This window comes from Thioalkalivibrio sp. AKL6, assembly GCF_000376905.1.
GTDB lineage: Bacteria > Pseudomonadota > Gammaproteobacteria > Ectothiorhodospirales > Ectothiorhodospiraceae > Thioalkalivibrio > Thioalkalivibrio versutus.
The window spans coordinates 206,344-224,946 of the sequence record NZ_AQXS01000009.1; the positions used below are offsets into that span (position 1 = coordinate 206,344).

An 18,603-nucleotide genomic window follows, 5' to 3' on the forward strand; every position below is an offset into this window, starting at 1 on the left:
CCGGCCTTGGGGTGGGACCGGGGCTAATTTCGGCCTCTACAGGGGGTGGAGAGGCCTATTGCCCGCTCAGGGAGAGAAGCGGGCCGCGCTGGGCTAGAGCGCTTATGAAGTGAGAAAGCGTCGTCCGGGCAAAGTTCCGGCCGGATCCGTCTCGATTGCGAATTTGTTCACAGAATCGATTACCCCGGCCCCACACAGGCGTCCTGCGTGAAAGGGGCGAACCTATTCGCGGCCCTCATGGCCCTCGATTCGGGCCTGCAAGGTAGCCACCAGCTCGCTGGCCGATGTCCCGTGCGGGTGGATCTCCAGTAGTTCGCCTTCGGGCCCGATCAGGTAGGTGGACGAGCTGTGATCCACCACATACCCCATGGCCGAGTCGATCTCGGTGCGTTCGTAGAACACCCCGTAGCGTTCGGTGATCGGTCGTAGCTCCTCGTGGGAACCCGTGGCAGCCTGGATGGCCGGGTGGAAGTGGCCGACGTAGGTTTTCAGGCGTTGCGCATCATCACGTTCGGGATCAACACTCACCAGTACGGCGGCAACACGATCCTCCAGGTTCTCCGGTAGGCGATCGAGTGCGGCGCTGATCCAGCCCAGACTGGTGGGGCAGGCATCCGGGCAGGCGGTGTAGCCGAAGTACACCCAGACGTATTGCCCTTCCAGGTCCGCGAGCCGGAACCGGTTGCCCTCGGTGGATACCGGCAGTTCGATCGGCCCGCCGGATACCGCATCGGCCACCGGCAGGCGTTCGTGGTCGGCCCCCTGAGACACGGGCGGCGGTGCCGGGCGGAACATCACGAAGACGAGCAGGGCACCGGCCGCCAGCACGGCCAGCGCCCACAACAGGCTACTCAGCGGAATACGCTGCATGTCGGTCTCCCTTAGGGCGTCTCGCCGTGGCTGCGGCGGGTGACGAAGCGGAACTGGACCCGGGCCGCATCGGGGTCGCCCGCAGGCATGACGGTGGCGGCCCAGGTCATGGACTCGGTGGTGCAGATGGGCAGGGTGGTCTCGCCGGTGTAGCGGCCGTCGCCGGTATGTTCCAGTCGCGGGCGCTGGAAGCCCATGTACATCTCCACCCCGGCCAGGTCCAGTTCCAGGGCCTCCGGGTCGCCCAAGTGGGTCCGCGCGGTCGCATCCAGATCCAGGGTCAGGGCCAGGGGTTGCAGCATCGGCACCGGGCGCGGCGCGATCTCCAGGGTGAGCGTGCCGCCTTCCGGATGGGTGGCGGTGCAGGGGGCGACGTTCAGATCGCACTCGCCCGGCTGGAGAATCGTGACGTCGCCCGAACCGCCGGTGTCCAGATAGCGATCAGCCAGCACCCATGCCGTAGCCAGCAACAGGATCGCGACCAGCCAGGGGGCGACCCGATTGAAGCGCATGGCGGGCTCGTCCGCCATTTAGTGCGCATCGTCCCAGTTGGCGCCGACGCCGATATCCACCACCAGCTCCACGTCGAGATCGGCGGCGCCGCTCATGGCCTGGCGCACGAGGTCGGTCAACGCATCCAGTGCGCCGTCGGCGACTTCGAATACGAGTTCATCGTGTACCTGCATGATCATGCGGGAATCGATCTGCGACTCGGCCAGGTCGTTCGCGACCCGTACCATCGCGCGCTTGATGATGTCGGCGGCCGTGCCCTGCATTGGGGCGTTGATTGCGACGCGCTCGGACTGCTGGCGCCGGGCACCGTTGCGGCTGTTGATCTCCGGCAGGTACAGGCGGCGGCCGAAGAGCGTCTCGACATAGCCGTTCTCGCGTCCGCTGGCGCGCGCCTTCTCCATATAGTCGTGCACGCCGGGGTAGCGATTGAAGTAGCGGTCGATGTATTCCCGCGCCTCGCCCTGCTCGATGCCGAGGTTGCGCGCCAGCCCCCAGGCAGACATGCCGTAGATCAACCCGAAGTTGATCGCCTTGGCCGCCCGGCGCTGGTCGCTCGAGACCTGGTCCGCCTCTGTGCCAAAGACCTCGGCGGCGGTCGCGCGGTGGATGTCCTGCCCCTCGGCGAAGGCGCGCAGCAGGCCCGCGTCCTGCGACAGGTGGGCCATGATGCGCAGCTCGATCTGCGAGTAGTCGGCCGCCAGCAGCTGGTGGCCCGCCTCGGCGATGAAGGCCTGGCGGATGCGCCGCCCGGCCTCGGTGCGCACCGGGATGTTCTGCAGGTTGGGTTCCGACGACGACAGGCGCCCGGTGGCCGCACCCGACTGGTGATAGGACGTATGCACCCGCCCGGTCTTGGGGTGGATGCGCCGGGGCAGGGTCTCGGTGTAGGTGCTGCGCAGCTTGGACAGCCCGCGGTGCTCCAGGATCAGGCGCGGCAGGGCGTAGTCACCCGCCATCTGTTCGAGCACGTCCTCGGCGGTCGAGGGCTGGCCCTTGGGCGTGCGCCGCAGCACCGGCAGCCCCAGGCGTTCGAACAGGATCTCCTGGATCTGCTTCGGCGAGCCGAGGTTGAACTCGCCGCCGGCCTCCTCGAAGGCCTCGCGCTCGATACGCTCCATCTCGGTCAGCAGCGCCTGGCTCTGCGCGCCGAGCTGGTCCGGGTCGACCTTCACGCCTGCGCGCTCGATATCCGCCAGTACCGGGACCAGCGGCATCTCGATCTCGCGATAGACGAACGCCGGGCCTTCCGCTTCCTTCAGGCGCGGCTGGAACACCGCATCCAGTTGCAGGCAGATGTCGGCATCCTCGCCGGCGTAATCGGTGGCGATGCCGATATCCACTTCGGCGAACGGGATCTGCTTCGCGCCCTTGCCCGCCACGTCCTCGTAGTGCGTGGTCTTGTAGTCCAGGTGGCGCTCGGCCAGGGAGTCCAGGTCGTGGCGGTTGGCGCCGGCGTCCAGGCAGAAGGATTCGAGCAGGGTGTCGTCCTGGATCCCGCGCAGGGTGATGCCGTGATTCCCCAGTACGTTGCGGTCGTACTTCAGGTGATGGCCGAGCTTGCCGTGGTCCGTGGACTCCAGCCACGGCTTCAGGCGCTCCAGCGTCGCGTCGAACGGTAGCTGCGGGTCCGCATCCGGCCCGGTATGGGCGAGCGGCAGGTAGTACGCCGTCCCTGGCTCGAACGCGAACGACATGCCCACAAGCTCGGCACGCATCGCGTCCAGGCTGGTGGTCTCGGTGTCGAAGGCCACGCGCTCGGCCTTGTCCAGGCGCTCCAGTAGCCCAGCGAAATCAGCCTCTTCGCGAACGGTCTGGTAGTCGCCCTTCGTCTGTGCGGGTCCGGGGTTGTCGGCGGCGGTATCGCCGTTGCCGCCCTCCAGTTCCGCGCGCCAGCGAGTGAAGCCGTAGCGGCGCACCATCTCCAGCAGGCGGTCATGGTCCGGCTCCTGGATCGCGAGGTCGTCGGGGCCGACATCCAGCGGGACATCGCGCTTGACCGTGATCAGCTCGCGCGAGGTCGGCAACCGGTCGGCGGCCGCGCGCAGGTTCTCGCCGATCTTGCCGCCGATGTCGTCGGCCTGCTCGAGGATGGTATCGAGGTCACCGTACTTCGCGATCCACTTGGCCGCAGTCTTCGGGCCGACCTTGTCGACGCCCGGGATGTTGTCGACGCTGTCGCCCATGAGCGCGAGATAGTCGACGATCTGCTCCGGGTCGACGCCGAACTTCTCCTGCACGCCGTCCGGGTCCAGGGTGACGCCGCTCATGGTGTTCACCAGCGTGATGCGGTCATCCACCAGTTGGGCGAGGTCCTTGTCGCCGGTGGAGATCACCACCGCGTGGCCGGCGCGCGCCGCCTGGTCGGCCAGGGTCGCGATCACGTCGTCGGCCTCGACACCCCCGACGCACAGCAGCGGCAGGCCCATCGCCCGGACCAGCTCGTGCAGAGGCTCGATCTGGGCCGCCAGCTCATCCGGCATCGGGGGGCGGGTGGCCTTGTATTCGGGGTAGATGTCATCGCGGAAGGTCTTGCCCTTGGCGTCGAACACCACCGCCATGTGCTCCGGCCCGTAGTCCGCGCGCAGCTTGCGCAGCATGTTGGCCACGCCAATCATCGCGCCGGTCGGGGCGCCATCCGGCGCGGTCAGTGGCGGCAGGGCGTGGAACGCGCGGAACAGGTAGGACGAGCCGTCGACCAGGACGAGGGGCGGTTGCGACATGCAGGCGGAATCCGGACAGGGAACGCGCGCCATTCTACAGGGCTGGCCGTGAGGCGCCCATTCGTGCGGGCCATTTGTATGGATACGTTTGTATGGACGCGGGGCGCCCGTTACGCTTGAGTCTCCATCCGAGGAACCCGCCGCATGAACAACCGTGAACGTGCCGAACACCCGGGCCTGCGTCCGATTGATGACTCTGCCCTGACCCGTGAAAGCTGGAAGATCTTCCAGATCATGGCGGAGTTCGTGGAGGGCTTCGAGCGCCTGGCGCACATCAAGCCCTCGGTCAGCATCTTCGGCTCTGCCCGCTTCCCCCCGGAGCATCGCTATTACCAGCTGGGCGAGACGACCGCGCGCCAGCTGTCGGATGCCGGCTTTGCGGTGGTCAGCGGCGGCGGGCCGGGCATCATGGAGGCGGCCAACAAGGGGGCCTTTGGCGGGCGCTCGCCCAGCATCGGCCTGAATATCCAGCTACCCCACGAGCAGAGTGCGAATGACTACCAGGACGTGGGGCTGGGCTTTCGCCACTTCTTTTCGCGCAAGGTGATGTTCGTGAAGTATGCATCCGCCTACGTGGTCCTGCCGGGCGGCTTTGGCACGCTGGACGAGCTGGCGGAGATCCTGACGCTGGTGCAGACCGGCAAGACCCGGCGTATTCCCGTGGTCCTCGTGGGCAGCGAGTTCTGGAAGGGGCTGCTCGACTGGTTCCAGGACACCCTGGTGGAACAGGGCACCATCGACGAGGAGGACCTGCAGCTATACTCGTTGGTAGATTCGCCGGAGGATGTGGTGAGCGCGATCTTCGAGCACTACGAGACGCGCAGCTTCGAGCCGTCCGCGGAAGAAAAGAAACGACTGATGGAGCTGTGACGATGACCCCGACCCGCCTGAGCCTGCCCCTGTCGCTGCTGGCGGCCCTGCTGCTGGTGCCCGGTTCGGCGCTGGCGCAGGAAGACCGCGAGTGGGGGGATGCCCCGCCGCCGCCGGAACTGGACGAGGCTGCCGATCCGCCGCCCCCGGTGCTGGACGAGCGCGCCCGCGAGCAGCGCTCCCTGGAAGAGGCCGACATCATCATTATCGAGCGCGATGGCGAGACGCGGCGCGAGTACCGCATGGGCGGCCAGCTGGTGATGGTCGAGGTCACGCCTGCGGTCGGCCCGACCTACTACCTGATTGATACCACCGGCGATGGCACGCTGGATGGTCGCCGCAACGAGCTGGATCCCGACTTTGTACCCCCGTCCTGGGTGATTTTCCGATGGTAATGAATGAATCCGAAATTCAGCGCTGCGGCGAGCTTGCCGACCTGGCACTGACGGCCGGTCCCGAGGGGCCGGAACTCGACGGTCGGCCGGTGCAGTGCCTGCGCCTGCCGGCTACTGCGGCGCCGGCCCTGGAGCAGGCACTCGGTGCGGTCCCTGCTGGCTGTGGCCGTGTGATCGGCCGGGGTACGGATGCTGCGGCCGGGCAGGTGGTCCTGGTGCTCGAGCGTGGCCAGGCCATTCAGGGCACGGTCGCGGCCGAGGGGCCTGGCAGCCTGGAGGCCCTGGGCGAGCGCGCGGCCGACTGGCAGGGCCGCCACACGGCCGGCGCCCTGCCCGCTGGAGACGGCTACCGCCGCGGCGTGCTGCAGCAGAGGATGCGCGAGCGTGCGGACACAATCACGTCTTCGCTGGATGCCGAATCGCGGACGATCCTGGATGCCGAGCTGCACCATCAGGGGCTTTACCGTTTCGAGGACCTGCCGCTGGCGGGAAGCGTCTGGCAGACGGTCCGCATCTATCCGGAGGGCGCCGGCCTGGCCGATCTGGTCCTCCCGCCCGCGCCGGTGCCGGCCTTCTGGCAGGTCGCGCGGCTCGCCCTGGCGGTCGCCGTGGATGACGCGGGGCGGCCGGATGCCGAGGGCTACCGGGCGTTGCTGTCCGGATATAACCGACGGCGGCCGTTGACCGCCATCGAGCGAGGGGCGGCGCCAACCCTGCTGCGCCTGGCTGCGCTGGACGATTGGCTCGCCGCACTGGAGGCCGGGGCCGATGGGCGCACCGAGCGCGAACGGCTGGCAGCCCTTCAGGCAGAAGCGGCTCGCTTGCAGGGTATCTGGGTTCGCGCCGCGGCTTGAGGGCCCAGCCGGCCCGCACTGACGTGTGGGGCGCCTGGGCCGGTCGTTCGCAAACACAACGAGGCGGGGTCGTGGATCCGTGCCTTCCAAGGAGGAAAGCCCATGTTCCGAATCGCTGTCTGGCTGGCGTTGCCCCTGGCCGCCCTTCTCGCCCCTGCGCTCCTGAGTGCCGACGTCTATCGCTGGACCGACGATCAAGGCAATGTCCACTTCGGCGACCGCCCCCCCGAGGGGAGCCGTAGCGAATCGGTCGATGTGCGTGAGCCGATGCGGGGCGTGCCGCTGGAGGGCGCGCGCGAGATCCTCGAGCGCCCCGTGCGCCCGCGCGGCCAGCCCGAAGCGGAGGGTGCCTACCAGCGGGTCGCCATCGCGCGGCCGGGGGATGGCGAGGGCGTGCGGGCGAACGATGGCAATGTGACCGCGGAGATCGAGATTGAACCGGCGCTTGACGCCGATGCCGGCCACCGCGTGGTCTGGTTGCTGGACGGGGAGGCCGCCGGCGAGGGGTCTTCGACGAGCGCGACATTCGAGGGCCTGAACCGCGGTGCCTATACCCTGCAGGCGCGGGTCGTGGACGAGTCGGGTCAGGAACTGGGCGCCAGCGATACCATCGAGTTCAACGTGCTGCGCATGGCCATCCCGCGCAGCCAGCAACAGCAGCAACGGCCCCAGCAGTTTCCGTCGGGCGGTGCACCGCAGGCACCGCAGGCACCGCAGGCTCCCCGGGCGCCGCGGCCGGTGACGCCTGGCCCGAATTGATGACGGCACTCGTATAGGCGCACCGAAGTGGTGCGGTTGACGCCCTAGATTGGTGCTATTATTGCACCAATCTGGGGCGTTTCGGTTTCAAGGGTGTCGGCGGCCAGGCTTCTGGTGTGACGCAGTCCCCGGCTTCAGCGCCCCGCCCGGCGATTTTCGCTTGGCGCGATTCCTGCTTGAGGCCTTTCGATGACTACGCCCCTTGCCAATCCCGGTCTGGCTACCCCGCCCTGGTGGGACGACCTCTCCACGGCCGTGCTGGTGACCGATGCGAACCTGCGCCTGCTGAGCCTGAACAGTGCGGCTGAGGTCCTGCTCGGGCTGAGCCGCGAACGTATCGTCGGTCACGGACTGGGGCAATGGCTCAAGCTGGACCGGAATCTGGCCAACCGCCTGCGTTCGGCGCTGACCCTGGATCAGCCGATCACGCTGCGTGCCCGTCAGATGGAGCCCCTGCGAGCCGACAGCTTCCTGGCCGACGTGATCATCACGCCACTGCACCCGGCCGGCGAGCGGCCGGGCCAGTTGCTGTTCGAACTGAACGCCATCGACCGCCACGAGCGCATCAGCCGCGAGGAACAGTTGCAGAAGCAGCAGGCGATCACCCGTGCAGTGACCCGTGGGCTGGCCCACGAGATCAAGAACCCGCTGGGCGGGCTGCGCGGCGCGGCGCAGTTGCTCGCCAGCGAGCTGGACGACTCGGGTCTCAAGGAATACACCCAGATCATCATCCGCGAGGCGGACCGCCTGCGCAGCCTGGTCGACCGCATGCTGGGGCCGAACAACATGCCGCGGCGCGAGGCCGTGAATCTGCACGAGGTCCTGGAGCACGTGCGGGGCCTGGTCAGCGTGCAACTGCCGCTGGGGCTGAAGATCCGCGGCGACTACGACCCCAGTATTCCCGACGTGCAGGCGGATCGCGACATGCTGGTGCAGGCCATCCTCAACCTGGTGCAGAACGCGGTGCATGCACTGGAAGACGGGGGGCAGATCACCCTGAGCTCGCGGATCCTGCGCCAGTACACGATCTCCGGGAAGCGCCACCGGTTGGTGGCCAAGCTGAGTGTGCGCGACAACGGCCCCGGCATCCCGGAGGAGATCCGCGAACGCATCTTTTTCCCGATGGTGACCGGGCGCGCCGAGGGCACCGGGCTGGGGCTGCCGATTGCCCAGAGCCTGATCCAGCTGCATGACGGCTTGATCGAATGCCATTCGCGGCCGGGGGCGACCTCATTCGACATCCTGCTTCCTATTGATTCCCCCCAGGGCCGGGAGGAGACGCACTGATGGAACCCATCGTCTGGATCATTGACGACGACGACTCGATTCGCTGGGTGCTGGAACGCGCCCTCCAGCGTCACGCGATCGCCGTGCGCGGCTTCGAGACCGCGGACGCTGCCTGGGCGGCGCTCGAGCGCGATCCGGTCCCGGACACCATCGTCGCCGACATCCGCATGCCGGGCCTGAACGGGCTGGATTTCCTCGCCCGCATGCAGACCCGCCCGGATCCACCGCCGGTCATCATCATGACCGCCTTCTCCGATCTGGAGAGCGCAGTGGGCGCCTACCAGACCGGGGCCTTCGAGTACCTGCCCAAGCCGTTCGACGTGGACGAGGCCGTGGCCCTGGTGCAACGCGCGCTGGAGGCGCGCCGTGCCGGGCAGGAGAACGGCCCCGCCGGTCCCGAGATCGAGGAGACCCCGATCATCGGCGAGGCTCCGGCCATGCAGGAGATGTTCCGTGCCATCGGGCGGCTCTCGCGCAGCAATATCACCGTGCTGATCAATGGCGAATCCGGCACCGGCAAGGAGCTGGTTGCCCGCGCGCTGCACCAGCACAGCCCGCGCGCCGACCAGCCGCTGATCGCGCTGAACACCGCGGCCATCCCCAAGGATCTGCTGGAGAGCGAGCTGTTCGGTCACGAACGCGGCGCATTCACCGGGGCCAACCAGAGTCGCAAGGGCCGCTTCGAGCAGGCCGACGGCGGCACCCTGTTCCTCGACGAGATCGGCGATATGCCGTTCGACCTGCAGACGCGCCTGTTGCGGGTGCTGTCCGATGGCACGTTCTACCGTGTGGGCGGCCATACCCCGATCCGGGTGGACGTGCGCATCATCGCCGCGACCCACCAGGACCTTGAAGAACGCGTCCGCGCGGGCCTGTTCCGCGAGGATCTGTTCCACCGCCTGAACGTGATCCGCATCCACGTGCCATCGCTGCGCGAGCGCCCGGAGGACATCCCGCTGCTGGTGCAGCACTTCATGGCCGAGGTCGCTCAGGAACTGGGCGTGGAGGCCAAGACCATGCGCCCCGAGGTGGTCGCGGAGCTGCAGCGCCTGCCGTGGCCGGGGAACGTCCGCCAGCTGGAAAACACCTGCCGTTGGCTCACCGTGATGGCGTCGGGCCGCGAGGTGCACCTGGATGACCTGCCGGCCGAGCTGCACCAGCCGACCGAGAGCCGTGCCGAGCCCGGGAGTGCCCCGGTCCGTGTCGCTGCCGGCCCGCGGGACTGGACCGCCGAACTCGCCCAGGTCGCCCGCCAGCACTGGCAGCGCGGCGATCACGACCTGCTGGGCTCGGTCCTGCCGCAGATGGAACGCACGGTGATCCGCGAGGCACTGAACGCGACCGGTGGTCACCGCCAGCAGGCGGCCGCCCTGCTTGGATGGGGGCGCAACACCCTTACTCGCAAGATCCAGGAACTCGGCCTCGACGACGAGTAGGTCTTTTCACCGAGAAGGCACGAAGAAGGGCAAGGGCGATTTAACCCCAGAGATCACGGAGGACGCGGAGAAAACCAGGGATGGTTTTGTTACGGGTAGGATGCCGATGAGCGCAGCGAAACGCATCGGCCACACGGGGTGGCCCGGCCCCGATGCGTTTCGCATGGCTCAACGCATCCTACCCCTCTGAAAAATTGGCGCCTTTTTCCGTGTGCTTCGTGGTCAACAGGCTCTTTAGTGAACCGGCCTTTCAGGTGGTGGGATCCTGCGGAGCGGGCGGGGCGCAGGCGGAGACGGCACCGTTCAGTTGCAGGGTGCCGGTCAGGTCGCGCACGTGCGTGTAGCCGTGGCGGTCCATGTAGTCGCTGATGCCGTGCAGGATCTTGGGCAGGCACAGCGGGTCGTAGAACAGCCCGGTGCCCACACCGACCGTACTGGCGCCGGCGATCAGGAATTCCAGCGCGTCGGTGGCATTCATCACGCCGCCCTGGCCGATGATCGGTACGTTGTGCGGCGCGGCCACCTGATAGACCTGTTGCACCTTCAGCAGTGCGATCGGCTTGATCGCCGGGCCGGACAGGCCGCCCTGGTTGTTGCCGATGACCGCGCGGCGGTTTTCCACGTCCACTGCCATCCCCATCAGGGTGTTGATGACCGCAAAGGCGTCGGTGCCGGCCTCGATGCAGCGCCGGGCGTTCTCGGCGATGTCCGTCTGGTTGGGCGAGAGCTTGGTGATCAGCGGCTTGGAGGTGACCTGGCGGCAGGCCTCGACCACCCGGGCGGACATGTCCGGGTCATTGCCGAAGGCGACGCCGCCTTCCTTCACGTTGGGGCAGGAGATGTTGATCTCGATGGCGTCGATCGGGGAGTCGTCGAAGCGCCGGGTGACCTCGATGTACTCCTCGAGGGTGGAGCCCGAGACGTTGGCGAAGAAGCGCGTCTCGTCGAAGTCCAGCTGCGGCAGGGTGTGGTCCACCACGTGGTCGACCCCGGGATTCTGCAGGCCGATGGCATTGAGCATGCCGTCCGGGGTCTCGTAGACGCGGTGCGGGGCATTGCCCAGCCGTGCGGCGCCCGTGGTGCCCTTCAGGCAGATGGCCCCGGCATCGCGGTTGGAGAAACCCGCCACGCGGGTGTATTCCTCGCCAAAGCCGACACAGCCGGACAGCAGCACCAGCGGCGTGTTCAAATGCAGGCCGCAGAATTCCAGGGCCAGCCGCGGATCGGTGCGCGAATCACTCATGCTTCACATCGTCCTCTATGAACCGGAGATCCCGCCGAACACGGGCAATATCATTCGTCTGGCAGCCAATACCGGGGCGGCGCTGCACCTGATCCACCCGCTCGGCTTCGAGCTGGACAGTGCGCGGGCGCGCCGCGCCGGGCTCGACTATCACGAGCTGGCCCGGGTGCAAGAGTATGACAGCCTCGACCAGTGGCGGGAATCGGTGCAGCCTGGCCGGGTGTTCGCCATGACCACGCGCGGGCAGGTTCGCTACGACGCCCCGGCCTTCCGCGATGGCGATGCCTTGTTGTTCGGTCCGGAGACGCGAGGCCTGCCGGCGTCGGTCCTGGATGCCCTGCCGCCGGAGCATCGCCTGCGCCTCCCGATGCGCGAGGGCAGTCGCAGCCTCAACCTCTCCAATGCCGTCGCGGTGGTGGTCTACGAGGCCTGGCGCCAGCTGGGGTTTCCCGGCGGCGCATGACGCCGAGTCAGCGGGTACGGCGCGCGGGATTGCACTACCCTCGGAAGAAAGCACCCGCGCCGTCCGTCTTTCGAGGACGATCGCGCCCGTACGTCCACCACGAGAGGTTTCCGATGTTTCCAGTGCTGCGTTCTTTCTGTCTGCTGGCCGCCACGGCCCTGATCTCGGCCCCGCTGGCGGCCGATGAACCCACCGGTTCCGACAACTGGTGGTGGGACGACGATTGGTGGGAGGACGGGGTCATGTACGCCGATCTCGAAAACCACGAGGTGGCGATCGAACGCATCGAATACGAGCGCGATGGCATCGGCATTCCGGCGATGGTCGCCCGTCCGGCGGACGGTGAGGACTATCCCGCAATCCTCTGGACCCATGGCCGGCGCGGCCTGGACGATCTGGCCGAACTGCACGTGAAGCGCCTGGCCGCGCGCGGTTTCGTCGTGCTGGCGCCGGATCTGTACACCGGCCGCTTTATGGAGAGTCATCCGCTGGACCATGATTACGAGCTGGAAGGTGATCTGAACAGCGGTCTGGACGTGCTGTTGGAACGCGACGACATCGTGGGTGACCGCGCCTGTCTGGTGTCCATCACCCGTGGCGGCTACAAGGCGCTCAAGGTCGCCGTCACCTTCGAGCGCCAGGTCGAGGATGTCGCCTGCTGGGCCGGGTATTACCCGCACCTGCAGGACCCGAACCTGGGCGAGCCGCACCAGGTGTATCGCTACGCCAATGAGGTCAACCAGCTCGAGATCCCGATGATGATCCTGATCGGCGACGAGGAGCAGTACCAGCGCCACCGCACCGCGCGCATGGCCGCCGATGGTCTCGCAAGCCGCGGGGGCGAGGTGCACTGGATCGAATACCCGGGCGTGGGCCGCGGCTTCGACTTCCGCAACGGCAACAACCGCACCTTCGCCGACGACCTCGCCTCGCGCGACGCCATGATCCGCGTCACCCGCTTCGTCAACCAGCACCTGCGCGACTGACCTCGCTGCCGTCCGCGAGCTGGGCACCAACGAAAAAGGCCCCGCCGGGGCGTAATCCGGCAGGGCCTGGGATGGTAGACGCCCCGGCGGTCCTGGCCGTCGGGGTGTCCGTGCTACGGCCTTAGAAGTCGTAGCGCATGCCGATCGAGATGCCACTGGCTGTCTCGCCGTTCACGCCTGCCGCGGTGGCGTCCACGGTCCGGGAGTCGGAATAGGGCGTGCGTGCGACCGCGTCGTCGTTGCTCACCGAAGCGATGGTGCCGTGGAAACGCAGATTACTGTCCACACGATATTCGAGGCCGAGGGCAAGCAGTGTGGCGTCGCTCTGGTCGATGTCCGAGTCGTGCTGGAAGACATGCCCCTTGAGGTAGAAATCCGGCGCGACGCGGATCTGCGTGCCAAGACCGTAGGTGTCGGATTTCACTTCATCAAAATTGTCGGCTGTCTGGTACAGCGCGCCGACATTGATCGCGTCGGTGATCTTGTAGCTGCCGGCAAGGCGCCAGCCATCGGAGCTGTCGTCCGCGGCTGCGTCCTCGCGAGTTTCATAGGCAAGGGCCCCGGTAAGATCACCCATGCGAAGGGTCAGCGAGGTGCTGAAGGCTTCATTCGGGCGGCCGGATTCGGTGGTCGACGTTGAGGCGCCGCCTGTTTGCGGGCTGTAGTGGATATCCCAGACGAAACCGCCGAAGGTCGGCGTGCGATAGTGAATGCCGTTCTCGAAGCGATTGTCGGACGCGAATCCCGTGGCCTTGGTCAGATTGCGCATGTCGCCCAGCTGGTCACCAAAGAAATTGGCCGGGCCACGGGCGCGCTTGAATGGGGTATCGAATTCGCCGACCCGCAGCATGCCCCAGGCGTCGCCTTTCAGCCCCGCGAAGGTGTCGCGCGTGGCAAGCGTCAGGTCGTCATCCGCATCGAAGTCGATACCCTGTTCGATCTGGAACAACCCGATCAGTTGCTCGCGGAACTCGTGTTCGCCCTTGAAGCCCAGCCGACTGGAGTTGCTGACGAGGCTGGGTTCGCTGTAACTCGCGCCGTTGTCGAGGTAATCGACGGAGATGTTGGCGCGGCCGTACAGCGTCCAGTCGGCGGTGGCCAGGGCCGGGACGACCAGGCCGGCGGCGATCAGGCTGGTCAGCAGGTGCTTGCGGTTCATGGATTTCTCCCCTATTTGCGTTTGAACGTTGGCGAGACGCGAGTGCCTCTCGACAGGGCGCAAGCATGGGGAGGCCGGGTGACGCCCCGGTTAAGCGCTGATGAAGATCCCGTTAAAAGGCCACACCGTTGCGGAAATGACACGGCTTTGAACGGAACCCGCCGCAAGGCGATGGGTCCTTCCGATGAGGAGCCGGTTTCCGGTCTCCTGGAGGTCTCGGGGCGAGCGAGAGGAGGTGCGGCATTGGAAGCATCGGAGTCGACGATCCCCCGCCTGAGTGGCTGGATGCTGTGGCCCCTTCTGGTTGTATCCCCGGCAAGCGGCGCGGAGGATGAGGCGCCGCCGGTGCTTGATCCGGTCGAGATCACGGTGACGGCGCCGCGCCTGGCGACCCCGCTGGCGGATCTGCCTGCGGCGGTCAGCCGGGTCGACGAGCGCCAGGCCACCGAGGGGCGGCAGGGCCTGCAGCTGGACGAGGCGCTCAACCGTGTGCCGGGGCTGTTCGCGCAGAACCGCTACAACTTTGCCCAGGATGCGCGAATCTCGATCCGCGGTTTCGGTTCGCGCGCCCCGTTCGGGGTGCGTGGACTGCGCATCCTGCAGGACGGGATCCCCGAGACCACGCCGGACGGGCAGTCGCAGGTGGATGCCATCGATCTGCTGAATCTGCGCGACATTGAAGTGCTGCGAGGGCCCAGCGCGGCGTTGTACGGCAATGCCTCCGGCGGCGTGATCGCTGCGCGCACCCGCGACGGGCGGGATCCGCGCGGATTCGGCGGCGGCGTGTTGATGGGCAGCTACGGTTATCGTCGCGCCGAAGCGGTGGCGGAGCAGGACCACGGCACCCACCGCTATTCCCTGACCGCACATGATTTCGCCATCGACGGCTACCGCGAACAGTCCACCGCCGAGAAGCGCTATCTGCGCCTGCATACCGTCTCGGAACTGGATGCCGGCACGCTCAACTTTCACCTGCGCTACCTGGATGCGCCACGCACCGATGACCCCGGCGGCCTGACCCGCGAGGAGATGCGCGAGGACCGGCGTGCCGCGGCCCCGCTGGCCACGGCGCTGGACAGTACCCAGTCCGCCGAACAGCTGACCACCGGCCTGCAATGGGAACAGCCACTGGCCGGGGGCGAGTTGCGCCTGGGCGGCTTCTGGACCCACCGCGACTACGCGCAGCAGCTTCCATTTCCTACTGACTCGAGGGTGGCGTATGACCGGGATTTCTATGGTGTGAACGCTCAGTACGAGCACGACTTCGGGCGGACCCGAGTGTTGACCGGTATCGACCTGGAGGAACAGCGCGACGACCGGACTCGCCGCTGTACGTCGGGCACTTTCGAGCCCGGGGAGCTGGATTGCGACGATGACGAAGTGGTCGGCGATCTGGCTCTGGATCAGCGCGAACGGGCCCGCTCGCGCGGGGTATTTGTCCAGACCGATACCGCACTCGGGTCGGACTGGAACCTGGTGGCCGGCGCCCGTCACGACCGTATTCGCATGTCCATCGACGATCACTTCGTCGAGCGGTTTGACGACGGTGATGACGTCACGGACCGATCGGGCCGCCGGACCTTTGACGAGACCAGCGGCATGGCCGGGCTGATCTGGCACTTCCGGCCCGAGTATCGCGCCTACGTGAATGTGGCGACCAACTTCGAGACCCCGACCTTCACCGAGTTTGCCAATCCGGAGGGCGGAGGCGGCTTCAACCCCGAGGTGGAGCCACAACGGGCGCGCAGTATCGAGGTCGGTATCCGGCGCGAGAATCCGCAGCTCTCCTGGGAGGCCTCGGTCTATGCCACGCGGGTTCGAGACGAGATCGTCGTGGACGACGAGGGAGATTTCCGCGATTTCTATGAGAATGCGGGACGTACGGCGCGTGAAGGGGTGGAGCTTGGAGTCGAGTGGCGGGCGTCGGAGGCCTGGACCTTGAGCAGTGCGCTGAGTCTGAACCGCTTTCAGTTTCGGGAGTATGCGGATGCCGGGGGCGAGCACTTCGACGGCAACCGGATGCCGGGGCTGCCGCGCGAGCAGTTGTTCGTCGAGGCCGACTGGCGCGACGGCCCCTGGTTCGTGACCGTGGACGCGCTGCATGTGGGGTCGCGTTACGCGGACAACGCGAACACGGAGAAGGTGGGGCCGCAGACGACGCTGAATCTGCGCGCCGGCCGGTTCTGGCAGCAGGGCGATACCCGTGCCGAGGCCTTCGTCGCCGCCAACAACCTGCTGGATGCGGACAATGTCGACAACATCCGGATCAATGCGGCGGGCGGCCGCTACTACGAGCCAGCGCCGGGTCTGACCTTGATGGCGGGGGTGCGGATGTATTTCGGACAGTGAGAGGGGTGGGATCGGTGCGGTTCGCTGCGCTCACGGCAGCCTGCGATCGGCGGGTCCGGAAGCATCATCGCAGGATGCGCTGAGCGCAGCGAACCGCATCCACACACGGGTCCGACTAATCACGACGCCACGGCTCGTCCGACGACTTCCCGGGCTCGATCTCGTCCAGGCGCCCCTGCTCGATCTTGCGCAGGGTCTCCGGGTCGGTCTCGTCGTCGTCCTCCCAGGAGGATCGGCGCGCCGGGGGTAACGGGTCACGCCGGTACAGGAGCCCGCCACAGACCGCGCCCACCACTGCGCCGAACAGGTGTGCCTCGAACGACACCTTGGGACCACTGGGGAACACGCCCCACAGCATGCTTCCGTAAAGAAACAGGATGATGATGGCGAGCGCGATGGACAGCGCATCGCGGCGGCGAATCCCGATCACGACCGCGAAGAACATCAGACCGTGGGTAAGGCCGGACGCCCCGATGTGCAGCCCCTCGCGGGCAAACAGCCAGACGCCCAGTCCACCCATCAGCCAGATCAGCGGCACCGCCGTGCGCGTGGCCTGGGGAAAGCCGTAGAGGGTCAGCATGCCCAGCACCCAGAGGGTCGGGACATTGGCCAGCAGGTGCCCCCAGGAGCCGTGGATCAGCGGCGAGGTGATGATGCCCAGCACCCCGACCGCGTCGCGCGGGAGGATGCCCAGGCGTGACCAGTCACCGCCGGTCAGCTCCTGCAGCGCATGGATCGCGATCAGGATGCCGGCCCCGAGCATGGGCCACATCAGGGCGCGCCGAATGCGCTCGCGTTCGGCCTTGGGATCGGTCGGGGGTGCCGGCCGGCGCAGATTCATCATGCGCCTAGCCTGCCACGCTCGGGCACGAGGTCCAATCTCTCTGGCTCCCGGGCGCAGCCCCTGGCACCGTCATTGCGAGGCCCCGCAGGGGCCGTGGCAACCTCCCAAAGCTGGCACCGACTCGGGACCCGATGGCTCCGGATGGAGGTTACTCGCTGCGCTCGCCCTTCGGGCCGGCCTGCGGCCGTTCAACGCAGCTTCGCTGCTTTTGTGCCGCGTCGCCTTCGGCTCCTCGCAATCACGGTGCCGAAGGCGAACGGCGGGATTAGTGCCCGCCCGGCCCCAGGTCGGCGCCCTTGTCGTGCAGGGCGAGCTTGTCGTGGAGTTCGCCGCTTTCGCCGTGCGGGGCCTTCACGTCGACCTCCATGCCGTTACGGCGGAACTTGCCGACCACCTTGTCGATCGCGGCCACGGCCGAGCTGTCCCACAGCGAGGCGCGGGTCAGGTCGATCTCGACGTTATGGATGCCTTCGCGGTAGTCGAAGCTGTCGATGAACTTGTCCACGGCGACGAAGAAGAGCTGGCCGCGAACGGTGTAGATGCGGGTCTTGCCGTCCTCCGACAGGTCACTCTTCACTTCCACCGCCTTGACCATCTTGCGCGCGAAGAAGATCGCGGCGAGCAGCACGCCGGCGAACACGCCCATCGACAGGTCGTGGGTGATCACGGTGACCGCGACGGTCACGATCAGCACCACGGCATCGGTGCGCGGCAACTTGTGCAGCGTGGTCAGCGAGCCCCAGTCGAAGGTGGCGATGGAGACCATGATCATCACCGCGACCAGTGCGGCCATCGGGATGATCGAGACCAGATCGCCCAGCACCAGGATGAAGAACAGCAGGAACAGGCCGGCCGACAGGGTCGACAGCCGACCGAGACCGCCGGACTTGATGTTGATGACCGACTGGCCAATCATCGCGCAGCCGGCCATGCCGCCGAAGAAGCCGGTGACGATGTTGGCGATGCCCTGGCCCTGGGCCTCGCGGTTCTTGCCGGAGGGGGTGTCGGTCAGGTCATCGAGGATCGAGGCCGTCAGCAGCGACTCCAGCAGACCAACGATCGCCAGCGCGAGCGCGGTCGGGAAGATGATCTGCAGGGTCTCCAGGTTCCACGGGATGTCGGGGAACAGGAACACCGGCAGGCCGGAGGGCAGGTCGCCCATGTCGCCGACTTCCAGCGTGGGCATGCCCATGTAGTAGACGACGGCGGTTAGCGCGATGATCGCGACCAGCGGTGGCGGCAGAAGCGTCGGGTAGCCCGGGATCATCGGCAGGCCGTAGAGGATGATCAGGCCGGCCGCGACCAGCGCCCACATGGTGGTGTCGCCATCCACCAGGTAGGGCACCTGGGAGAGAAAGATCAGGATCGCCAGCGCGTTGACGAAGCCGACCAGCACGGTGCGCGGGATGAACATCATGTAGCGCGCGAGCTTGGCCCACGAGAACAGGAGCTGGATGATCCCGGTCAGGATGGTGGCCGCCAGCAGGTACTGCAGCCCGTGCTCGGCCACCAGCGTGACCGTGAGCAGGGCCATCGCCCCGGTTGCCGCCGAGATCATGCCGGGGCGCCCGCCGGCGAAGGCGATCACCACGGCCATGGTGAACGAGGCGTACAGGCCCACGCTCGGATCGACGCCGGCAATGATGGAGAAGGCGATCGCCTCGGGGATCAGGGCCAGTGCGACCACGATCCCGGCGATCAGGTCGCCGCGGACATTGAAGAACCAGACCTTGCGCTGGCGGGACAGGAAGTCTTGTATGGTCTGCTGCACGTTGCGTTCCCCAATACCGGTGCGCGCCGAAGCCGACCAGGGTCGGGATCAACGGGTGAACGAACAGGTACCAGAGACTTTGGG

At 67.1% G+C, this 18,603-nt stretch carries 16 protein-coding genes; 9 read left to right on the forward strand and 7 right to left on the reverse strand.

Annotation, left to right across the window (positions count from 1 at the left end; translation table 11 throughout):
- Positions 1 to 222: 222 nt before the first annotated feature.
- The 3 genes from D575_RS0106200 to polA are packed head-to-tail and all read right to left on the reverse strand — an operon-like array spanning position 223 to position 4,103.
- Positions 223 to 870 (reverse strand): SCO family protein, encoded by a 648-nt coding sequence (locus D575_RS0106200; protein WP_018145051.1) that lies wholly within the window; start codon positions 868 to 870, stop codon positions 223 to 225.
- Between the two features lie 11 nt (positions 871 to 881).
- The gene (locus D575_RS0106205; RefSeq protein WP_018145052.1) at positions 882 to 1,400 is read right to left on the reverse strand and encodes a hypothetical protein; all 519 of its coding nucleotides are present in this window, start codon (positions 1,398 to 1,400) and stop codon (positions 882 to 884) included.
- Entirely contained in the window at positions 1,401 to 4,103 is a 2,703-nt protein-coding gene (polA, locus tag D575_RS0106210; RefSeq protein ID WP_018145053.1) for a DNA polymerase I, read from the reverse strand.
- A 144-nt stretch (positions 4,104 to 4,247) separates the two neighbouring features.
- Here polA and D575_RS0106215 point away from each other — a divergent pair, with 144 nt between their 5' ends.
- The 6 genes from D575_RS0106215 (at position 4,248) to ntrC (ending at position 9,704) form a co-directional block, all read left to right on the forward strand.
- The gene (locus D575_RS0106215) at positions 4,248 to 4,973 is read left to right on the forward strand and encodes a TIGR00730 family Rossman fold protein (protein WP_018145054.1); all 726 of its coding nucleotides are present in this window, start codon (positions 4,248 to 4,250) and stop codon (positions 4,971 to 4,973) included.
- Positions 4,974 to 4,975: 2 nt separating this feature from the next.
- Entirely contained in the window at positions 4,976 to 5,368 is a 393-nt protein-coding gene (locus D575_RS0106220) for a DUF2782 domain-containing protein (RefSeq protein WP_018145055.1), read from the forward strand.
- A complete protein-coding gene (locus D575_RS0106225) occupies positions 5,368 to 6,222 on the forward strand; it encodes a hypothetical protein (RefSeq protein ID WP_018145056.1) in 855 nt (284 codons plus the stop codon). The genes D575_RS0106220 and D575_RS0106225 overlap by 1 nt, the downstream gene beginning before the upstream one ends.
- A gap of 102 nt (positions 6,223 to 6,324) precedes the next feature.
- Positions 6,325 to 6,981: a DUF4124 domain-containing protein gene (locus D575_RS0106230; protein WP_018145057.1), complete on the forward strand. Its 657-nt coding sequence runs from the start codon at positions 6,325 to 6,327 to the stop codon at positions 6,979 to 6,981.
- A 189-nt stretch (positions 6,982 to 7,170) separates the two neighbouring features.
- Positions 7,171 to 8,268 carry a nitrogen regulation protein NR(II) gene (glnL, locus tag D575_RS0106235; protein WP_018145058.1) on the forward strand — a complete coding sequence of 366 codons (1,098 nt, stop codon included), beginning with the start codon at positions 7,171 to 7,173 and terminating at the stop codon, positions 8,266 to 8,268.
- Positions 8,268 to 9,704 (forward strand): nitrogen regulation protein NR(I), encoded by a 1,437-nt coding sequence (ntrC, locus tag D575_RS0106240; protein WP_018145059.1) that lies wholly within the window; start codon positions 8,268 to 8,270, stop codon positions 9,702 to 9,704. The genes glnL and ntrC overlap by 1 nt, the downstream gene beginning before the upstream one ends.
- Before the next feature lie 250 nt (positions 9,705 to 9,954).
- On the opposite strand, the gene D575_RS0106245 is transcribed toward ntrC, so the two are convergent.
- Positions 9,955 to 10,947 (reverse strand): dihydroorotate dehydrogenase, encoded by a 993-nt coding sequence (locus tag D575_RS0106245; RefSeq protein ID WP_018145060.1) that lies wholly within the window; start codon positions 10,945 to 10,947, stop codon positions 9,955 to 9,957.
- Here D575_RS0106245 and D575_RS0106250 point away from each other — a divergent pair.
- The gene (locus D575_RS0106250; protein WP_018145061.1) at positions 10,946 to 11,410 is read left to right on the forward strand and encodes a tRNA (cytidine(34)-2'-O)-methyltransferase; all 465 of its coding nucleotides are present in this window, start codon (positions 10,946 to 10,948) and stop codon (positions 11,408 to 11,410) included. The genes D575_RS0106245 and D575_RS0106250 overlap by 2 nt on opposite strands.
- A 113-nt stretch (positions 11,411 to 11,523) precedes the next feature.
- Positions 11,524 to 12,396 (forward strand): dienelactone hydrolase family protein, encoded by an 873-nt coding sequence (locus D575_RS0106255; RefSeq protein WP_018145062.1) that lies wholly within the window; start codon positions 11,524 to 11,526, stop codon positions 12,394 to 12,396.
- A gap of 121 nt (positions 12,397 to 12,517) precedes the next feature.
- Here D575_RS0106255 and D575_RS0106260 read toward each other — a convergent pair whose 3' ends face one another.
- Positions 12,518 to 13,555, reverse strand: coding sequence for a porin (locus D575_RS0106260; protein WP_018145063.1), 1,038 nt, complete (start codon positions 13,553 to 13,555; stop codon positions 12,518 to 12,520).
- A gap of 285 nt (positions 13,556 to 13,840) precedes the next feature.
- On the opposite strand from D575_RS0106260, the gene D575_RS0106265 reads away from it, so the two are divergent.
- Positions 13,841 to 15,904 (forward strand): TonB-dependent receptor, encoded by a 2,064-nt coding sequence (locus D575_RS0106265; protein ID WP_231367510.1) that lies wholly within the window; start codon positions 13,841 to 13,843, stop codon positions 15,902 to 15,904.
- A 115-nt stretch (positions 15,905 to 16,019) separates the two neighbouring features.
- Here D575_RS0106265 and D575_RS0106270 read toward each other — a convergent pair whose 3' ends face one another.
- Both D575_RS0106270 and D575_RS0106275 read right to left on the reverse strand, forming a co-directional pair.
- Positions 16,020 to 16,748 (reverse strand): rhomboid family intramembrane serine protease, encoded by a 729-nt coding sequence (locus tag D575_RS0106270; protein ID WP_018145065.1) that lies wholly within the window; start codon positions 16,746 to 16,748, stop codon positions 16,020 to 16,022.
- Between the two features lie 265 nt (positions 16,749 to 17,013).
- Entirely contained in the window at positions 17,014 to 18,519 is a 1,506-nt protein-coding gene (locus tag D575_RS0106275) for a SulP family inorganic anion transporter (RefSeq protein WP_018145066.1), read from the reverse strand.
- Positions 18,520 to 18,603 lie beyond the last annotated feature (84 nt).